The organism is Kitasatospora sp. NBC_01266, from assembly GCF_036242395.1.
Taxonomy (GTDB): Bacteria; Actinomycetota; Actinomycetes; order Streptomycetales; family Streptomycetaceae; genus Kitasatospora.
On the sequence record NZ_CP108458.1, the window covers coordinates 2,156,810 to 2,172,284 of the forward strand.

The window sequence follows — 15,475 nt, forward strand, 5'->3', positions numbered from 1 at the left end:
CGCAGGGTGTCCCCGGGGAGTTCGCTTCCCGGGGACACCCTGCCTTCAGAGCCCGATCACCACGCGCCCGGTGGTGCCGCCTTCGGCCACCCGCTGCACGCCGTCCGCCGCCGCCTCGAACGGCAGCCGCTCGCTCACCAGCGGGCGCACCACGCCCTGCTCGGTGAGCTTGGTCAGCTCGTCGTGCGCGGACCGGACGGCAGCCGGGTCCTTGGTGTTGTAGAGGCCCCAGTGCAGGCCGAGGACCGAGTAGTTCTTCACCAGGGCGTGGCCCAGCTGCGGCGCGGGGATGGTGCCGCTGGCGAAGCCGACCACCACGATCCGGCCCTCGAAGGCGACGCACTTGGTGGAGCCGGTGTAGGCGTCGCCGCCCACCGGGTCGAAGACCACGTCGGCGCCACGGCCGCCGGTGGCCTCCTTGACCGCCGCCACGAAGTCCTCGGCCTTCCGGTCGATCACCACGTCGCAGCCCAACTCACGGGCCACGGCAGCCTTCTGGGCGCCGCCGACGACGCCGATCACGCTCGCGCCGGCCGCCTTGCCGAGCTGGACGGCCGCGCTGCCGACGCCGCCGGCCGCCGCGTGCACCAGCAGGGTCTCCCCCGCGCGCAGGGCGGCCCGGCGGTGCAGGGCGAACCAGGCGGTCTGGTAGCCGATGTGCAGCGCGGCGGCCTGGGCGTCGTCCAGCGCCTCGGGGGCCGCGAAGAGTGCCCGGGTGTCCAGCAGCGCGTACTCGGCGAAGGCGCCGGTGCCCGCCACCGGGTTGCCGATCACCCTTTCCCCACTGGGCAGTTCACCGCACAGCTCGACGCCGGGCGTGAACGGCAGCGGCGGCTTCACCTGGTACATCCCCAGGCACATCAGCGCGTCCGGGAAGTTGACGGCCGCCGCCCGGACCTTCACCAGCACCTGGTGCTCGCCCGCGACCGGCCGCGGCACGTCCTCGACCAGCCGCATCACCTCGCGCGGCAGCCCCAACTCGCCCACCTGCCATGCCCTCATGCCGCGTCACCCGCCACGAACTTGCGCTGCAGCCGGTTCATCGCCGCCAGCCAACCGTCCGGCTCGGTCGCCCGCGCCGCGTAGTAGCCGGCCACCTCGGGGTGCGGCAGGATCAGGAACCGCTCCTCGGCGATCGCCCGCAGCACGTCCTCGGCCACCGCCGCCGGCTCCAGCGCGGTGGCTCCCATCAGCGCCTGGCCCAGCTCACCGGACGCCTCCAGGATCTTGGTCCGCACCCCCTGCGGGCAGAGCGCGTGCACCTTGACGCCCCGGTGGCGGTAGGTGGCGGAGAGCCACTCGGCGAAGGAGAGCGCCGCGTGCTTGCTGACCGAGTACGGCGCCGAGCCGAGCATGGTGAGCAGCCCGGCCGCCGAGACGGTGGCCACGAACCGCCCCTCGCCGCGCTCCAGCCACTCGGGCAGCAGCAGCTCGGCCGCCCGCACGTGGGCCATCACGTTGACCTCCCAGGAGGAGGCCCACAGCGCCTCGGGCGCGTCCGCGCCGCCGCCGTGCGCCACCCCGGCGTTGGCGCAGTACACGTCGATGCCGCCCAGCTCCGCGCGGGCCGCCTCGATCAGCGCCGCGACCCCGTCCCGGCTTGCCGCGTCCCCGGGCACCGCCACCGCGCCGAGCCGAGCCGCCGTCTCGCGGGCCGCGTCGGCGTCCAGGTCGTTGACCACCACCGACGCGCCCTCGGCCGTGAAGGCCTCGGCCAGCGCGGCGCCGATGCCGCGCCCGGCGCCGGTGATGACGCAGCGCCGACCGGACAGCCCGGCGGTCACAGCCCACCGCCCAGCGTCACGCCACCGTCCAGCACCAGGGTCTGCCCGGTGATCCAGCCCGCCTGGTCGGAGAGCAGGAAGGCCACCGCGCCCGCGACGTCCTCGGGCACCCCGAGCCGCTTCAGCGGGTAGGGCGCGGCGGCCTCCTCCTCGCGTCCCTGGTAGAGCGCCTCGGCGAAGCGGGTCTTGACCACGGCGGGGGCCACCGCGTTCACCCGGACGTTCGGGCCCAGCTCACCGGCCAGCTCCATGGTGAGCCGGGTGAGCGCGGCCTTGCTGACCCCGTACATACCGATCCCGGGCGAGGTGCGCAGGCCCGCGATGGAGGAGACGTTGACCACCGCGCCGCCGTGCTCGCCCATCCAGGCCTGGTGGGCGAGCCGGGTCCAGGCGAGCGGCGCGAGCACGTTGACGGCCAGGATCTTGGCGGCGGCGGCCAGGTCGGTGTCCAGCACCGGGCCGAAGACCGGGTTGATGCCGGTGTTGTTGACCAGCAGGTCCAGCCGCCCGAAGGAGGCCATCACCTGCTCGACGGCGGCCTGCTGGTGCGCGGGGTCGTCGGCCTTGCCGGCCACGGCGATGGCGTGCGCCTCGCCGCCCAGGTCGCGCACGGCCTCGGCGAGCGGCTCGGGGTTGCGGGCGGTGATGCAGACCCGGGCGCCGCGGTCCACCAGCTCACGGGCGATCCCCAGGCCGATGCCCCGGCTCGCGCCGGTGACCAGGGCCACCTGTCCCTTGAACGTAAACGTCATGGCCGTCCTCTACTCCTAGGTAACTAAGCGCTTGCTTAGCATCTTGTCCCCGGGCCACACTGTCAACCGTCCGCCCGACTCCGCCGGGCCCCGTGCGAGGATGTTGACCATGACCACCGAGCCGCACCTCGCCGACCTGTGGCCCGGGGAGCGCCCCGAGGCCGCGCGCCGGCTGCTGCTCGCGGCCATCGACTCCTTCGCCTCCCGCGGCTTCCACGCCACCACCACCCGGGACATCGCCACCGCCGCCGGCATGAGCCCGGCCGCGCTCTACATCCACTACCCCTCCAAGGCCGCGTTGCTCGCCGAGATCAGCCGCAACGGGCACGCCGCCACCCTCACGCTGATCGAGGAGGCGGTCGCGCGGGACGCCGATCCCGCCACCCGGATGCGCGCCCTGGTCGAGCGGTTCACCGCCTGGCACGCGCGCGGCCACACGGTCGGCCGGATCGTCAACTACGAGCTGCGCGCCCTGCCGGAGGAGGACTTCGCGGTGGTCGCCGAGCTGCGCCGGCGGATGGAGGACGCGGTGATGCGGCTGATCGAGGAGGGCGTGTCAACGGGCGTCTTCACCGTCGCCGAGACCCGCACCGCCGCCCGCGCGGTCACCTCGCTGGGCATCGACGTGGCCCGCTGGTACAACGAGCGCAGCAGCGAGAGCCCCGAGCAGCTCGGCGCGCGGTACGGCGACCTGGTCCTGCGGATGCTCGGCGCTTCGGTCTGACCTTCCGTCAGATACTGCTGCTCAGCGTGTTGTTGAGGTGCGGCCCGAGGTAGCCCAGGTAGACCAGACCGCCGTGCCCGGTGGCGTCGTGGAAGTGCAGCCGCGGCGCCTTGGCGTTGCCCGCGCCGATCCGCAGGTGCGCGCCCATGAAGACGGCGCCGCTCGGGTCCACCGACTCCGGGACCGGGAAGGTCCGCTGCAGGCGCCAGGCCTTGCGGCCCGAGGTCTGCGGCGACTCGTCGCGCACCACCTTCCCCGGTGGGAAGCGGTGGCCGCCGGGCGGCGTCTCGCGGCACCAGTGCAGGAAGTCGCGCAGGTGCCCGCCGTCCCGCTTGGCCCGCGCGTAGTCCCGCAGTGCCAGCAGCGCGTCCCAGGCGGTGGCGGCCCAGTCCGCACCCAGCGCCTGCGCGTCCAGCTGCACGGTGACCCGGCGGCTGCCGGTGAAGCGCAGCTCGGGCAACTCGGCGAACCGGTCCAGCAGTTCCTCGAAGCTGACCGGCCCGCCGTGCGGTGCGCGCTGCGCGCGGTAGGCGGCGCGGTAGCCCGCCCCGGCCTCGCCGAGGTCGATCAGGTACCGCTGGACCTCGCGCAACCGGGCCTCGGCGTGCCGCAGTTCGTCGGCCCGCTCGGCCAGCTCCGTGCTCAGGTCGGCCGCGTGCTCCTCCTTCTCCCGCAGCTCCTGGCGCAGTTCGCCGATCTCCCGCAGCCGCGCGGTCTCCTCGTGCGCGGCCTCGTCCAGCAGGGCGTTCAGCACGGCGTTGTCCGCGCGCAGGTGCTCCAGCTCGGAGCGGCACGCGTCGGCCGCGGTGCTCGGCCGGGTGCGCAGCGCGGGCAGGGCCGCCAACTCGGCGGGCAGCGGGGCCCGGACCGCGAGCCGGCGCGGCAGCCTGGCCAGCAGCCGGGCCGCACGGGCCAGTTCGTCGCCCTGGCCGAGCCGGGGGAAGGCCGGGATCGCCGGATGCCGGAAGCCGTCCACGGCCTGCTCCGGTTCGACTCCGGGCAGGTAGCAGCGGGCGCCACCGGGCGGCACCCGGTGGTTCACCAGCACCTGGTTGACCGCCGCCGCCACCTCCGGGTTCAGCAGGTACCCGACGGCCAGTCCGGCCAGTTCACCCGCGAGCGGCTCGGCGAGGGCGGGCGGGACGGCGAGCAGCACCACGGGCAACCGCCGCCGCCGATCGCGCAGTTCGTCGAGCAGCCGGGGCAGGTCGGCCTCGGACAGCACGACGGGCCGGGCGGTGACCGCCACCGGGCCGTCCGTGGCCCGCACTTCGGTGAGCAGGGCGGCGGCCAGTTCCGGCGCCCCGCTGCGGGCGGGCTGTCCACCGGCGACGGCCGGCAGGTGCTCGACCTCGAGCCGCACCCACGGACCGGTGTCACCGGACCGGGCGCGGACCACCAGGGTCAGCTGGCGGATGCCGTCCGGGCCGCTCTCGCGCAACCGCCAGCGGGTGTACGCACCGTGCAGGTCGGCCGCCGAGTCGGTGTCCAGCCGGACCCCGGGCGGCAGGTCGTCGGGGTCGAGCTTCTCGACATCGCGCAGCCAGCGGCGCAGTTGGCCATCGGCGATCGAGCCGGTGCTGACGTAGTCGTACCCGCTGGTGACGACCATCCGGTAGTTGCTGGCGTCCACCGCACCGACTCTGCCACCCGGTCGACCGGGCCACCATCGATCGGCCGCAGCCCACCCGCACTACCTGGAGTCGGGTGGGATCGCCGAGGTCAACTCCTACCTGCCGCTGACGCCGGGCAGCCCCGCCGGGCCGTGAGCCGCTGGGCGCGGACCACCGCACCATGCGGCGCCGCACGCCAGACCACCGCGGCCGGGTCGGCCTGCGGTCCGGCGGGCTGGGGCGTGAAGCCGACGGCGGCGGTGCGGGCACCGTGCTCAACACGGGCGGCTCGGGCGGCTTGGGCGATCCGGCCGACGTGGCAGACGTGGGCGGTCAGGCCGGCCCGGGCGGCGGGGCCGACGGAGACGACCACCGGTGCGGCGACCTGCGCGGAGGCGACCACCAGCAGGGCTCCGGTCGCGCTCACGGCACCCAGCAGGACCGCCGCCAGCGGCCCGAGAAGGGACTTCTGCACAACGGGGCTCCTTGTCCTGGGGTGGATCCCGTGCTTCCCGCTTCCGGTAAATTTGTCGCGCACATGCCCACCTGTCAAGAGCGCCCCGCCCGCGAGCACATCGCGCCGGCCAGCCGGCGGGCCACCAGACCCGTGAAGCGGACCGCCTCGGCGGCCGCCGGCAGCGGGTCGTCGGCGTGCAGCCAGGACCGCTCGATGCCGCGGTGCGGCAGCACGGCGGGCGGCAGGCGACGGTGCACCCGGGCCCAGTCGAGCGCCGAGGGCAGGTCGAGCTGGCCCACCACGAAGGTGCGCGAGGTGAGTTGACCGGCCGCCTCGACCCGCCGTCCGGTCAGGTCCAGGTGCATGGCCCGCACCACGTCGACCCCGCGCAGGTTCTCGAAGGCGCGGAACTGGGCTCCGGTCCTGGGGTTGAAGTCGACCAGCTTGAAGCGGCCGTCCCGCAGGTCGAGCCGCCAGTCCAGGTCGGCCGCCCCGCTGTAGCCGAGCGCGCGGCACAACCCGGCCGCGAGCCGGGCCAGTTGTTCGTCGCGCTCGGCCACCGCGCGGGACGCGATGCCGCTCTCGGGCGGCCAGCAGCGCAGCTTGCGGCCGGTGAAGACCACCCGGACCGCACCGCCCGCGCCGCAGTAGAGGTGGGTGGTCCAGTCCTGCGAGGACTCGGGCGGCAGGTACTCCTGGGCCAGCACCGAGATCTCGCCGTCGCGCGGCACCACGGCGCGCAGCTCGTCCTCGTCGCGCACCAGCGTGGTGTGCCCGACCACCGGGGCCCGCAGCCTGGTGTACGCCTCCAGGTTCTTCAGCACCAGCGGATAGCCCCAGTCCCGGCAGAGTTCGAGCAGCGCGGCGCGGTCGGGCGGCGCGCAGGACCGGGGGGTGGGCACCCCGTACTGCCGGCAGATCCGGTACATCCCGGCCTTGTTGGCCAGCCGGCGCGGCAGCCCGGCACGGACCGGCGGCAGCAGGAAGGAGCCGGCCAGCCGGTCGGCGTGCTCGGCCAGCAGGACTGCCGCCTCATCGTCGGTGGGCACCGCCACCGCCGGGCGGCCGATCGCCCGGCCGATCGCCAGCAGCGCCGACACCAGGTGCTCCGGCGGCTCCAGGCCGCTGGTCGGATGGACGAAGCGGCCCGCCAGGTAGCGCGAGAGCGCGACCGGCGTGTAGCGGTCCTCGACCATCGCGTACACCGGCACGCCGGCCCGGGCCAGCGTCCGCACCACGCCCAGGCCCCCGTGGTGCTGCGGGTAGTGGCCCACCTTGACCAGCAACGCCGGTACGGTGCGGTCCAGTTCGGGACCGGCACAGGTAAGGGTGTCCATCATGGTTACCTCGATTCGATCCGGTGCCTCGCGGTCAGTGCTGCCAGACCCGCACCCAGTCCACGGTCAGCGCGGCCGAGTTGACCGAGGCCGGCGGCGCGCTCGGGTAGCCGACGGCCAGGTTGACCAGCAGTTCCATCGGGACGTCGGGGATCTGCTGCGGATCGGTCACCCGCCACTGCTGGACGCCGTCCACGTACCAGGTGATCGCGCCCGGCTCCCAGTCCATCGCGAAGACGTGGGTGGCCGCCGGAAAGTCGACCGGGCCGACGTTGTGGCCGACGTGCTGGTCGCTGCCGTCCGCGCCGCGCCAGTGCACGTTCATGGACACCTGCTGGGTGCTGCCGGCGAACTCGGCCACGTCCAGCTCGGGCGGGGTGGTCCGGGTGTCCGGCATCAGCCAGAAGGCCGGGAACATCCCGCTCTGCGGCGGGATCCGCAGCGCGGCGGCGAAGTAGCCGTGGGTGAAGGTCTCCCGGGGCGTGGCGTTCCAGGAGTCCCGGCCGGTGGTGATCATGCCGGAGGTCCACGGATAGGTCTTGCCGTCGCTGCCCACGGTGTCGCGGCGCGCGGCCGTCAGGGTGGCGGCGCCGTCGCCCACCGAGACCTGGCCGGGCAGGTACCACTCGGCCTCGTGGTTGCCCGCGTTGGTGCAGCCCCCGTCGTTCCAGTCGTAGCAGCGGGCCCAGCGGGCGGTGTCCAGCTCGGTGCCGTTGAAGTCGTCCTGGAGGACCAGGCGCCAGGGGCCGGCGGCGGCAGGGGCGGTCGCCGCCGCGGCGACGGGGACGGGCGGACCACCGCCGGTGGTCGAGCCGCTCAGCGCCGGGACGCCGCCACCGGTGCAGGCGGTGGCCAGCAGCAGCACACCGGCCGTCCCCGCCCGGGGCAGCGCCGCGCGCGGCGCGGTGGGCGCTGCCCCGGGTGGCCGGCCGCCCGACGAGCGCTCACCGCCACCGGCGGGACCCGCCGCGTCCGCCCGAGCCGGGCGGCGCGGGCCCCGGCGCCCCGGCCAGAGCGCGGCCACCGTGGTGACGACGGCCAGCACGCCCAGCGCACGCGGCACGGTGAACGCGTGGTTCAGCAGGAACGCCTGCGCGACCAGCACCGCCAGCGCCAGGCTCACGGCGGGCGTCAGCACCAGGTCCTCCAGCAGGTCCAGCGCGGTGCGTCCGCCCGCGTCCGCCGCCCGTGGCGACAATGCCGGGCGGAGCACCGCGGCCCCCGGGCAGACCAGCACGAAGGCGGCCGTCAGCACGGTGCGCAGCGGCCCGGCGGCCGGCAGTGCCGTGGCGAGCAGCGCGATCCATCCGGAGAGGGCGAGCGCGATCCGTACCGAGCGGTTCATCAGGGGGCTCCCGCGGAAGTGGACGGCAGGTAGCGGTAGACGTCGGCGTCCGGCCCCCGGTAGACGGGCGTCAGCTCCGGCGAGGCGTCGGCCGCGGCCTTCACCCGCGGCACCGTGTCGGCGGGCAGCACGCCGGTCAGGTAGCACTCGGCGCTCTGCCCCCGGGTGAGGATCAGGTAGGCCGGTCCGGAGAACCCGGCATCGGCCTGCGCCAGCGCGGCGGCCGGATCGCTGACCAGCAGCTGCCGCTGGCCCAGCGTGCCGTCGGTGAGCACCAGCTGCTGATGCTGGTCGTAGCGCAGCTCGTCGCCGGGCAGGTTGCCGGTGACCGAGACGATCCGCGCGCCGGGCGGCGCGCTGTCCACCAGCTCGCGGGTGGCGGTCACCTCGTCGCTGGTGAAGTAGTTCATGCTCTCCTTGCTGTCGTAGCCGAAGAGCAGCCCGCCGACCAGGCCGCAGGCCACCAGCAGCACCAGCGACCCGCGCAGCCGCGAGCGCGGGCCGGGTCGCAGGACCAGCGTCGCGGCCAGGAAGGCGATGGCGGGCAGCGCGAAGAGGTAGACCCGGAAGATCATCTCCCCGCCGTAGGTGTTGGCGACCAGCAGCAGCCCCGGGGCCACCGCGGCGGCCGGCAGGCCGGTGCGGCGCACCCACGGCCGGCGCACGAAGCCGCCGATCGCGAGCAGCAGGATCCCCGCCGACATCACCCGGTCCACCCAGGCCACCAGCACCTGGCCCGGCGCGGCGGCGCCCAGGCCCGCCAGCCCGGCGACCGCGTTGTCGTCCGGCCGGGCCAGCGCCGACAGGAAGTCGTGCAGATTGGCCGACACGTACGGCCAGGCCACCGTGGTGTCCCAGCCGACCGTCATGATCAGCGCCCCGGCCAGCACCGGCAGCACCACCCGGCGGTTGCGGCGCGGCAGCGCGAGGGCGAACAGGGTCACGATCAGCATCACCGGCGTCAGCTGGTGCGAGCTGACGATCGCGGCCTCCAGCAGCAGCACCAGGACGAGCCGGCGCCACGGCCAGCCGCCCGCGTCGGACCGGGCCGGCGGTGCGGGCGAACCGGAGGAGGAGGCCCCGACCGGTGCCTGCTGCCGCTGCAGCCGGCGCACCACCATCGCGAGCACCGTGACGTACAGCACGAACGCGAAGGCCTGCGGCGAGAAGTAGTCCTGCCCGACCCAGGAGGCCGAGAAGAAGATCCACACCGCGCCCCAGACCAGCCGCCGGTCCCGGGTGACCGAGCTGAAGAGCAGCAGCAGCGGCGGGATCAGCAGCACGTTGAAGATCACCGGCCCCCAGACCGCGTACCCCAGCGCCGAGGAGTGGCCGGTGACCCGCAGCAGCAGCACGTTGAGCTGGAAGAAGCCCGGCCACTGGTTGTAGATCTCCAGCCCCTGGGCGTTGGGCACGGTGCCGTTGTGGCGCAGCATCGCGTCCACCACCGCCACGTGCTTCCAGGCCCAGGAGTAGCGCAGCGCCGGGTAGAGCAGGCTCGGGGTGGCGTGGATCATCGCGATCAGGCCGAGCACGTACCCGGCCGGCCAGGCGTTGCCCAGCCGGGTGCCCTGCCGCAGCAGCGTCACGAAGCCGAGCAGCAGCAGGGCCAGCGCCACCCAGTAGAGCGCCGGCAGGACCTGGAGCAGGCCCAGGTCGCCCATCCGGTCCAGTCGGACGTGGCGCAGCGAGAGCAGCCACAGGACGAGCGCGGCGGGCAGCAGGATCCGGGGCAGCGGGCCGGGCGGGCGCCGGGCCGGGTCTCGCCGGCCGGGGCGCGCCGGGGCCGGCCCGCCCACCACCTCGGTGGGCGGCGCCGTGGCGCCCGGCCGGGAGAACATCAGCCGACCCCGCGGGCGGTGTGCCGGTACCGGCACGGTCCGCCCGCCGGCCCGGTCCGGGTCAGTGCGTTGATCATGGTTCAGCCTCCCAGTCGGCCACGGCGGACGCATCCGAGCGCCGCCACAGGTGTGAGCGGGGCGACGGGCCGGGGCTCATCCCCACGGGGACCCACCGGCCCGGCCGCCGACGGGGCTGCCCAGGGCGGCCCGGACGCGGCGGTACAGCCGCCAGCTCCTGGTCCGCAGCCGCTCGCCGCGCGGGGCGAGCGGGGCGCCCAGGCCCTCGGCCCAGTGCTGGAACACCTGCGGCGGGGTGTCGGCGCGGACCGTCAGGCGGGCGATCAGGAACGGGTCGTCGCCCGCGGAGCTGAAGCAGTCCGCCGTCGCGCAGGCCGAGGACCAGCCCGCCGCGCGCACCCGCCGGCGCACGGTGGCGCTGGAGTAGCCGTGCGGGTAGGCGTAGCTGGTGACGGGGTGGCCCAGGGCCTCCTCCAGCTCCAGCTTGCAGCCCTCGATCTCGGCGTCCAGCCGCCCGCGCGGCAGGGTGTCGAGCTGCGGGTGGGAGCGGCTCTGCCCGCCCAGGTCGACGAAGCCGTAGGCGTCCAGGGTGGTGACCTGGCGCCAGTTCAGCATGTCGGCGGGTGGCAGCAGGCTGCCCGCGGCCTGCTCGCCCGGCGGGTGGATGGCGCCGGTGGTGAGGTAGAGGGTGGCCGGCAGGTCGCGCTCGCCGAGCAGCGGGGCCACTGTCCAGTAGAAGTCGGCGAAGCCGTTGTCGAAGGTCAGCACGACGCTGCGCTCGGGGAGTTGGTGCCCGCCGCGCTGGGCGGCGACCAGCCGCCGCAGCGGCACCACGGTCCGCCCGGCGTCGGCGAGTCGGCTCAGCTGCTCCGCGAAGACCTGCGGGGTGACGGCGTAGCGGGCGACCCAGCCCGGCGGGTCGGCGCTGACGCAGTGGTAGCGCAGCACGGGCACGGCGGTCATGGCCCACCACCCCCCAGGGCGGGCCGCAGCGAGCCGGTGTCACGCGCCGGCCGGGCGGCGGCCCAGCTGCCGGTCAGGAATCCGAGCACGGTGGCCCCGGTGCCCAGGCAGAGCGCGGCCAGGGTGCGCACATCGCCCGCCGCGCCCGGCCGCACCGCGCGCAGCGCGGCCTTCGGCAGGGTGGCCCGCAGGTAGCGCCGCTCGCTGGCCAGCGCCGCCCCGGGCCCGCTGTACCGGGCGACGATCGCCTTGGAGCGGCCCTCGGCGTAGCAGCGGGCGCGGAAGTAGGTCCACCGGGCCCGTGCGGCGGGCACGTGGTGCCGCACGGCCGCGGCCGGCTCGTAGCGCAGCACGGCGCCCGGGTTGCGGGCCGCCAGCCGCAGGCACAGCTCGGTCTCCTCGCAGCCGGTCGGCCGGGTGCCGACCCGCCCGAGGTCGACCCGGAAGCCCCCGGCGGCGAGCAGTTCGGCGCGCCGGAAGGACATGTTGGCACCGATGAAGTTCCTTACTCCGCAGGCCTCTTCGGGCAGGCCGCGGTAGGAGCAGCCGACCACCCAGTCGAACTCGGGCGGGAACCAGGCCGGTCGGCCCCGCTCCCAGGCGGGCCGGACCAGCCCGCCCACGCCCAGCACCGCGGGTTCGCGGTAGCCGGCCAGCAGCTGCCGGGTCCAGTCCGGGTCGGCCGCGGCGTCGTCGTCCAGGAACGCGACCACCTCGCAGCGCGCGGCGGCCACCCCGGTGTTGCGGGCCCCGGAGAGCCCTTGCGCTTCTTGATTGACCGTCACTTCGACGTCCGAAAAGGCCTGTTCGGCGCGCTCGGCGAGTTCGGGGCAGTGGTCGACCACCAGCAGCAGCTGCTCGGCCGGGTGCCGCTGGCCGCGCACCGAGCGCACGGCGGCGGTCAGGTCGTCCCAACGCCGGGTGGTGTAGGCGCAGATCACGACGGAGAGGGTGGGCAGGGTGTTCATCACGTCCTCCGTTCGGGGAGCCAGCGCCGCATGGTGAGCAGCAGCGGCAGGGCCAGCACGCACTCGGCGAGCAGCCAGGCCAGCGCCACTCCGGTCAGCCCGAGGACGGGCATCAGCACGGTCACCAGGCCCAGCACCAGCACGCAGAGCGCGCCCTGCAGGCCGACCGCCCAGCCGAGTCGCCGCCGGGCCCGGGCCACCGCGATGGCCACGTCCAGCACCAGGTTGGGCAGCGCGGCCAGCGCCAGCAGCCGCAGCGGGGTGGTGCCCTCGGCGGCATAGCCGGGACCGAAGACCCGCAGCACCCAGGGGGCCAGCGCGATCACCAGCACGACGCCGGCGCCGATCAGCGCGGCGTTGTGCCGCAGTACGGTGCGGGCGTGCTCGGCCAGCCGGGCGGGTTCGTGCGCGGCCTCCACGATCAGCGAGGCGCTCATGTTCCAGGCCACCTGGAAGAGCGCGTAGGCGATCACCCAGGCCAGCGAGAAGTAGGCGTTGTGCTCGGGGCCGAGCTGGTTCAGCACCAGCAGCGGCACCACGTTGTAGGCGCTCAGCCGGAACAGCGAGCCGAGGTAGTCGGCGGCGGCGTAGCGCAGCAGCCCGGTCGGCAGCGGGTCCGGGTGCCGCTGCCGTCGGCGCTCGGGCAGCGCCCGGCCGAACAGGTAGCCGCTGGTGACGGTGAGCGAGACGGCCAGCGCGCCGGCCCAGGAGAGCAGGATCCCGGAGCGCACCACCAGCAGCCCGCAGAGCAGCAGGAGCAGCGTCTTGACCACCGCGAAGACGCCGTTCTCGGCGAGCACCCAGCCGGGTCGGCGCAGCCCGGTCAGCGCGCCGTCCTGGATGACGAAGATCGCGTATCCGGCGGTGCCCGCCACGAAGCCCAGCGCGGCCGGCCAGCTCCGCAGGAAGTCGAGCCCCGGGGCGAGCCTCGGGATCAGCAGCAGGAATCCGACAGCGGCCAGCGCACTGGCCGTCCCGGCCGCGAGGTAGCAGCGCAGCACCAGCCGGGCGGGCCGCCGCCCGGCGGCGGCGGGCAGGAAGCGGATCAGCACGTCGTTCAGGTTGAGCTGGCCGAAGCCGGCCAGCAGCGTCGCGGCGGAGACCACCGCATAGGCCAGGCCCACGTCCCGCACGCTGTACCAGGAGGTGGCGAAGAGCCAGAAGACCGCGCCCAGCGAGGCGGTGAGCAGTGAACTGAGGGTCAGCAGATGGCCGTTGCGCAGCAGCCGGCCGCCGTCGGCGGGCTCGGCGCGCAGCCGGCGCACGGCCGGCAGTCCGCGCACCCGGGTGCGCAGCAGTTCCGGATAGCCGCACTGCGCCGCCGGCAACCCTGGTGGTCGCGACGCCGGAGTGCGCAGGGCGGCCATGGTTCAGGCCTCGATCCGCAGTTCCCTGGCGCGGCTGCGCAGGTAGCCGAACGGGCCGTAGGCCAGCCCGCGCAGCTCCTGGCGGACCAGTGTGTCGCCGGTCGGCTCGACGCCGGGCGAGGCGGCCTGCTGGTAGCGGGTGCGGCGGCGCAGGGCGTGCCGCACGCCGCCCGGCAGCCGGCGCACCAGGGCCGGGAGCATGCCGGGTTCGGCGGCGAGGGCGGCGAGCAGGAAGGCGCCGCAGCCGGCGCCGTAGCCGAACGCCTGGTTGACCACGGCCGCCGAACGGCGTTGGTGGCGGTGCCAGATCAGCGCCTCCGGCTGGTAGGCCAGCGTCCAGCCGGCCGCCAGCGTCCGGAAGAAGGCGAGCAGGTCGTCCCCGCCCTTGGCCGGCGTGCCGACGCCGGTCGCCGGGTCGAAGCCGCCCATCCCGCGCAGCGCCGCGGTGCGGAAGGCCATGTTCGCGCCGGTGCCGAAGGATCCGGCGGTGAACGGGAAGAGCGGGTCGCGCGGCGGCCGGGCCAGCGACCAACTGGCCGGGCGGAAGCCCTTGGTGAAGCCGCAGAGCCGTTCCTGGGCAGCCTGCGCCGGAGTCTGCAGCTCGGCCGGCAGGACCAGCCCGGTCACGCAGCCCACCCGCGGGTCGGCGGCGAAGGTCCGGGCCAGCGCGGCCAGCCAGCCGGGATCGGCCAGCGTGTCGTCGTCGGTGAAGGCGCAGATGGTGCCGCGCGCGGCGGCCAGGGCCCGGTTGTGGGCCCTGGCCAACCCCGCCACCGGCTCGCGCAGGTAGCGCACTTGGCTCGGGTAGCGGGTGCGGACCAGGGTGCGGGCGTCGTCGCTCGACGGCGCGTTGTCCACCACGATCAGCTCGTGGCGCGGATAGTCACCGCGCAGCAACGAGTCGAGGCAGAGCTGGAGTTGGTCCACCCGGTTGTGGGTGGCGACGATCACGCTGATCAGCGGCGGGGCGGCGGCGGGGCCGGGCGGCACGGCTGCCGCGCGGGCCGCCGAGCTCGCCGGCAGGTCCGCCGGCTGCGCTGCCTGGTGGGCGAGTTCACGATGTGCGGCATCGACCAGCAGTCGGCACAGTCCGGCCCGGTCGCCGGGTGCGCCGCTGGCGGTGACCAGCCCGAGCGGGTGTCCACGCAGCCGCACCAACGCCAACACGCGTCCGTCAGGGCCGGTCGGCGCCTGGCCGCCGGGCGAGCGCAGCTCGCCGGGCGCCTCCAGGTCCAACTCGACGACCTGCACGGGGGTGTAGAGCGAGTCGCGGGCGGCAGGGCGGGGGCAGGCCGGGTTGGGACGCCGGTCGGAGCCGTTCATCGCTCCCCCACGGCCTTCGTCCGTGCGGGCCGGGCACCCGGGCGCTCGGCGATCAGGGTACGCAGTACCCGTCGGCCGTCCGATACCGCGTGCAGGTGCGAGCGCCCACCGCGGCGAGGGAGTTCGAAGCTGGGGACCTCGGCGATCCGAAGTCCCTTGCGCAGGGCGTGCGCGACCATCTCGGCCTCGATCTCGAAGCCGGTGGCGCGCAGCTCCAGGGTGTCCAGGAAGCCGCGCCGGAACGCGCAGAAGCCGTAGCAGAGGTCGGTCAGCCGGGCCCCGTAGAGCCGGTTGACCACGGCGAGCAGGGCCCGGTTGCCGAGAGACCGCACGGTGGTGAGGTCACTGGAACCGCCGCCGGAGAGGTAGCGCGAGCCCTTCACGAAGTCGTAGCCGTGGTCCAGGAAGTGGATGTAGTGCGGGATCTCGCCGGGCGACATCGAGCCGTCGGCGTCGATCATCACGACGTACTCCCCGGTCGCGGCGGCGAAGCCGGTGCGCAGCGCGTTGCCCTTGCCGGGGCCGCTCTGGCGCACGGTGCGCACGGACGGCAGGCAGCTGGTGGCCATCCGCAGGGTGGCGTCGGTGGAGTCGCCGTCGACCAGCAGGACCTCGTCCACGCAGCGCGGGATCTGTTCGAACACCCAGGGGATGTTGCGGGCCTCGTCACGGGCCGGGACGACCAGGCTGACGGTGTGTCGCACCGCGGCCCGGTCCCCGGCCCGGCGCAGCACGCGATCGTCGGCGCGACGGCCCTTGGGCATGGTGGTACTCATGGGTGACTGCCTCTCGGAGGCACAGAGCTCGGCCCGCGCGGAGCGCGACCCGGCGATGAAGGGTGAACGGGGCAGGCCGCCCACCACGGGTGACTGGCCGATCGGGCGCGTCAGCAGGAGGTGGTGAACACGTCTCCTGAATCCCGGAGAGGCTCAACCCCCGCGCGCCCCCGCGAGCCTCTGACGCCCGCCGCAACCGCCGGTCGG

14 protein-coding genes are annotated in these 15,475 nt (G+C 74.9%); 1 reads left to right on the forward strand and 13 read right to left on the reverse strand.

Translation table 11 applies throughout. From position 1 onward, the window contains the following. Positions 1–45: 45 nt before the first annotated feature. The 3 genes from OG403_RS08835 to OG403_RS08845 are packed head-to-tail and all read right to left on the reverse strand — an operon-like array spanning position 46 to position 2,536. Positions 46–1,002 (reverse strand): NADPH:quinone oxidoreductase family protein, encoded by a 957-nt coding sequence (locus tag OG403_RS08835; RefSeq protein ID WP_329562898.1) that lies wholly within the window; start codon positions 1,000–1,002, stop codon positions 46–48. After that, entirely contained in the window at positions 999–1,784 is a 786-nt protein-coding gene (locus OG403_RS08840) for an SDR family oxidoreductase (protein ID WP_329562899.1), read from the reverse strand. Before OG403_RS08840 ends, OG403_RS08835 begins: the two co-directional genes overlap by 4 nt. Beyond that, entirely contained in the window at positions 1,781–2,536 is a 756-nt protein-coding gene (locus OG403_RS08845; protein ID WP_329562901.1) for an SDR family oxidoreductase, read from the reverse strand. Before OG403_RS08845 ends, OG403_RS08840 begins: the two co-directional genes overlap by 4 nt. Positions 2,537–2,645: 109 nt before the next feature. On the opposite strand from OG403_RS08845, the gene OG403_RS08850 reads away from it, so the two are divergent. After that, a complete protein-coding gene (locus OG403_RS08850; RefSeq protein WP_329562903.1) occupies positions 2,646–3,260 on the forward strand; it encodes a TetR/AcrR family transcriptional regulator in 615 nt (204 codons plus the stop codon). Between the two features lie 7 nt (positions 3,261–3,267). On the opposite strand, the gene OG403_RS08855 is transcribed toward OG403_RS08850, so the two are convergent. The 10 genes from OG403_RS08855 to OG403_RS08900 form a co-directional block, all read right to left on the reverse strand. Next, complete coding sequence (locus OG403_RS08855) at positions 3,268–4,893, reverse strand: hypothetical protein (RefSeq protein ID WP_329562905.1); 1,626 nt, start codon at positions 4,891–4,893, stop codon at positions 3,268–3,270. 89 nt (positions 4,894–4,982) lie between these two features. Beyond that, positions 4,983–5,348 carry a hypothetical protein gene (locus OG403_RS08860; RefSeq protein WP_329562907.1) on the reverse strand — a complete coding sequence of 122 codons (366 nt, stop codon included), beginning with the start codon at positions 5,346–5,348 and terminating at the stop codon, positions 4,983–4,985. Between the two features lie 74 nt (positions 5,349–5,422). Further along, the gene (locus OG403_RS08865; protein WP_329562909.1) at positions 5,423–6,670 is read right to left on the reverse strand and encodes a carboxylate--amine ligase; all 1,248 of its coding nucleotides are present in this window, start codon (positions 6,668–6,670) and stop codon (positions 5,423–5,425) included. 31 nt (positions 6,671–6,701) lie between these two features. Beyond that, a complete protein-coding gene (locus OG403_RS08870; RefSeq protein ID WP_329562911.1) occupies positions 6,702–8,012 on the reverse strand; it encodes a family 16 glycosylhydrolase in 1,311 nt (436 codons plus the stop codon). Further along, the gene (locus OG403_RS08875) at positions 8,012–9,853 is read right to left on the reverse strand and encodes a glycosyltransferase (RefSeq protein WP_329562913.1); all 1,842 of its coding nucleotides are present in this window, start codon (positions 9,851–9,853) and stop codon (positions 8,012–8,014) included. Before OG403_RS08875 ends, OG403_RS08870 begins: the two co-directional genes overlap by 1 nt. A 153-nt stretch (positions 9,854–10,006) precedes the next feature. Continuing rightward, positions 10,007–10,834 (reverse strand): polysaccharide deacetylase family protein, encoded by an 828-nt coding sequence (locus tag OG403_RS08880; RefSeq protein ID WP_329562915.1) that lies wholly within the window; start codon positions 10,832–10,834, stop codon positions 10,007–10,009. Further along, positions 10,831–11,802, reverse strand: coding sequence for a glycosyltransferase family 2 protein (locus OG403_RS08885; RefSeq protein ID WP_329562917.1), 972 nt, complete (start codon positions 11,800–11,802; stop codon positions 10,831–10,833). The genes OG403_RS08880 and OG403_RS08885 overlap by 4 nt, the downstream gene beginning before the upstream one ends. Further along, entirely contained in the window at positions 11,802–13,169 is a 1,368-nt protein-coding gene (locus OG403_RS08890) for a lipopolysaccharide biosynthesis protein (RefSeq protein ID WP_329562918.1), read from the reverse strand. The genes OG403_RS08885 and OG403_RS08890 overlap by 1 nt, the downstream gene beginning before the upstream one ends. A 3-nt stretch (positions 13,170–13,172) precedes the next feature. Beyond that, positions 13,173–14,492: a glycosyltransferase gene (locus tag OG403_RS08895; RefSeq protein WP_329562920.1), complete on the reverse strand. Its 1,320-nt coding sequence runs from the start codon at positions 14,490–14,492 to the stop codon at positions 13,173–13,175. Next, complete coding sequence (locus OG403_RS08900) at positions 14,489–15,268, reverse strand: glycosyltransferase family 2 protein (RefSeq protein ID WP_329562921.1); 780 nt, start codon at positions 15,266–15,268, stop codon at positions 14,489–14,491. Before OG403_RS08900 ends, OG403_RS08895 begins: the two co-directional genes overlap by 4 nt. Positions 15,269–15,475: the final 207 nt, after the last annotated feature.

Bases quoted from the DNA above. Each gene is read 5' to 3' on its own strand.
- OG403_RS08835 (WP_329562898.1), bottom strand. From the start codon at position 1,002: ATGAGGGCATGGCAGGTGGGCGAGTTGGGGCTGCCGCGCGAGGTGATG.
- OG403_RS08845 (WP_329562901.1), bottom strand. From the start codon at position 2,536: ATGACGTTTACGTTCAAGGGACAGGTGGCCCTGGTCACCGGCGCGAGC.
- OG403_RS08850 (WP_329562903.1), top strand. From the start codon at position 2,646: ATGACCACCGAGCCGCACCTCGCCGACCTGTGGCCCGGGGAGCGCCCC.
- OG403_RS08865 (WP_329562909.1), bottom strand. From the start codon at position 6,670: ATGATGGACACCCTTACCTGTGCCGGTCCCGAACTGGACCGCACCGTA.
- OG403_RS08870 (WP_329562911.1), bottom strand. From the start codon at position 8,012: ATGAACCGCTCGGTACGGATCGCGCTCGCCCTCTCCGGATGGATCGCG.
- OG403_RS08875 (WP_329562913.1), bottom strand. From the start codon at position 9,853: ATGTTCTCCCGGCCGGGCGCCACGGCGCCGCCCACCGAGGTGGTGGGC.
- OG403_RS08880 (WP_329562915.1), bottom strand. From the start codon at position 10,834: ATGACCGCCGTGCCCGTGCTGCGCTACCACTGCGTCAGCGCCGACCCG.
- OG403_RS08885 (WP_329562917.1), bottom strand. From the start codon at position 11,802: ATGAACACCCTGCCCACCCTCTCCGTCGTGATCTGCGCCTACACCACC.
- OG403_RS08890 (WP_329562918.1), bottom strand. From the start codon at position 13,169: ATGGCCGCCCTGCGCACTCCGGCGTCGCGACCACCAGGGTTGCCGGCG.
- OG403_RS08895 (WP_329562920.1), bottom strand. From the start codon at position 14,492: ATGAACGGCTCCGACCGGCGTCCCAACCCGGCCTGCCCCCGCCCTGCC.
- OG403_RS08900 (WP_329562921.1), bottom strand. From the start codon at position 15,268: ATGAGTACCACCATGCCCAAGGGCCGTCGCGCCGACGATCGCGTGCTG.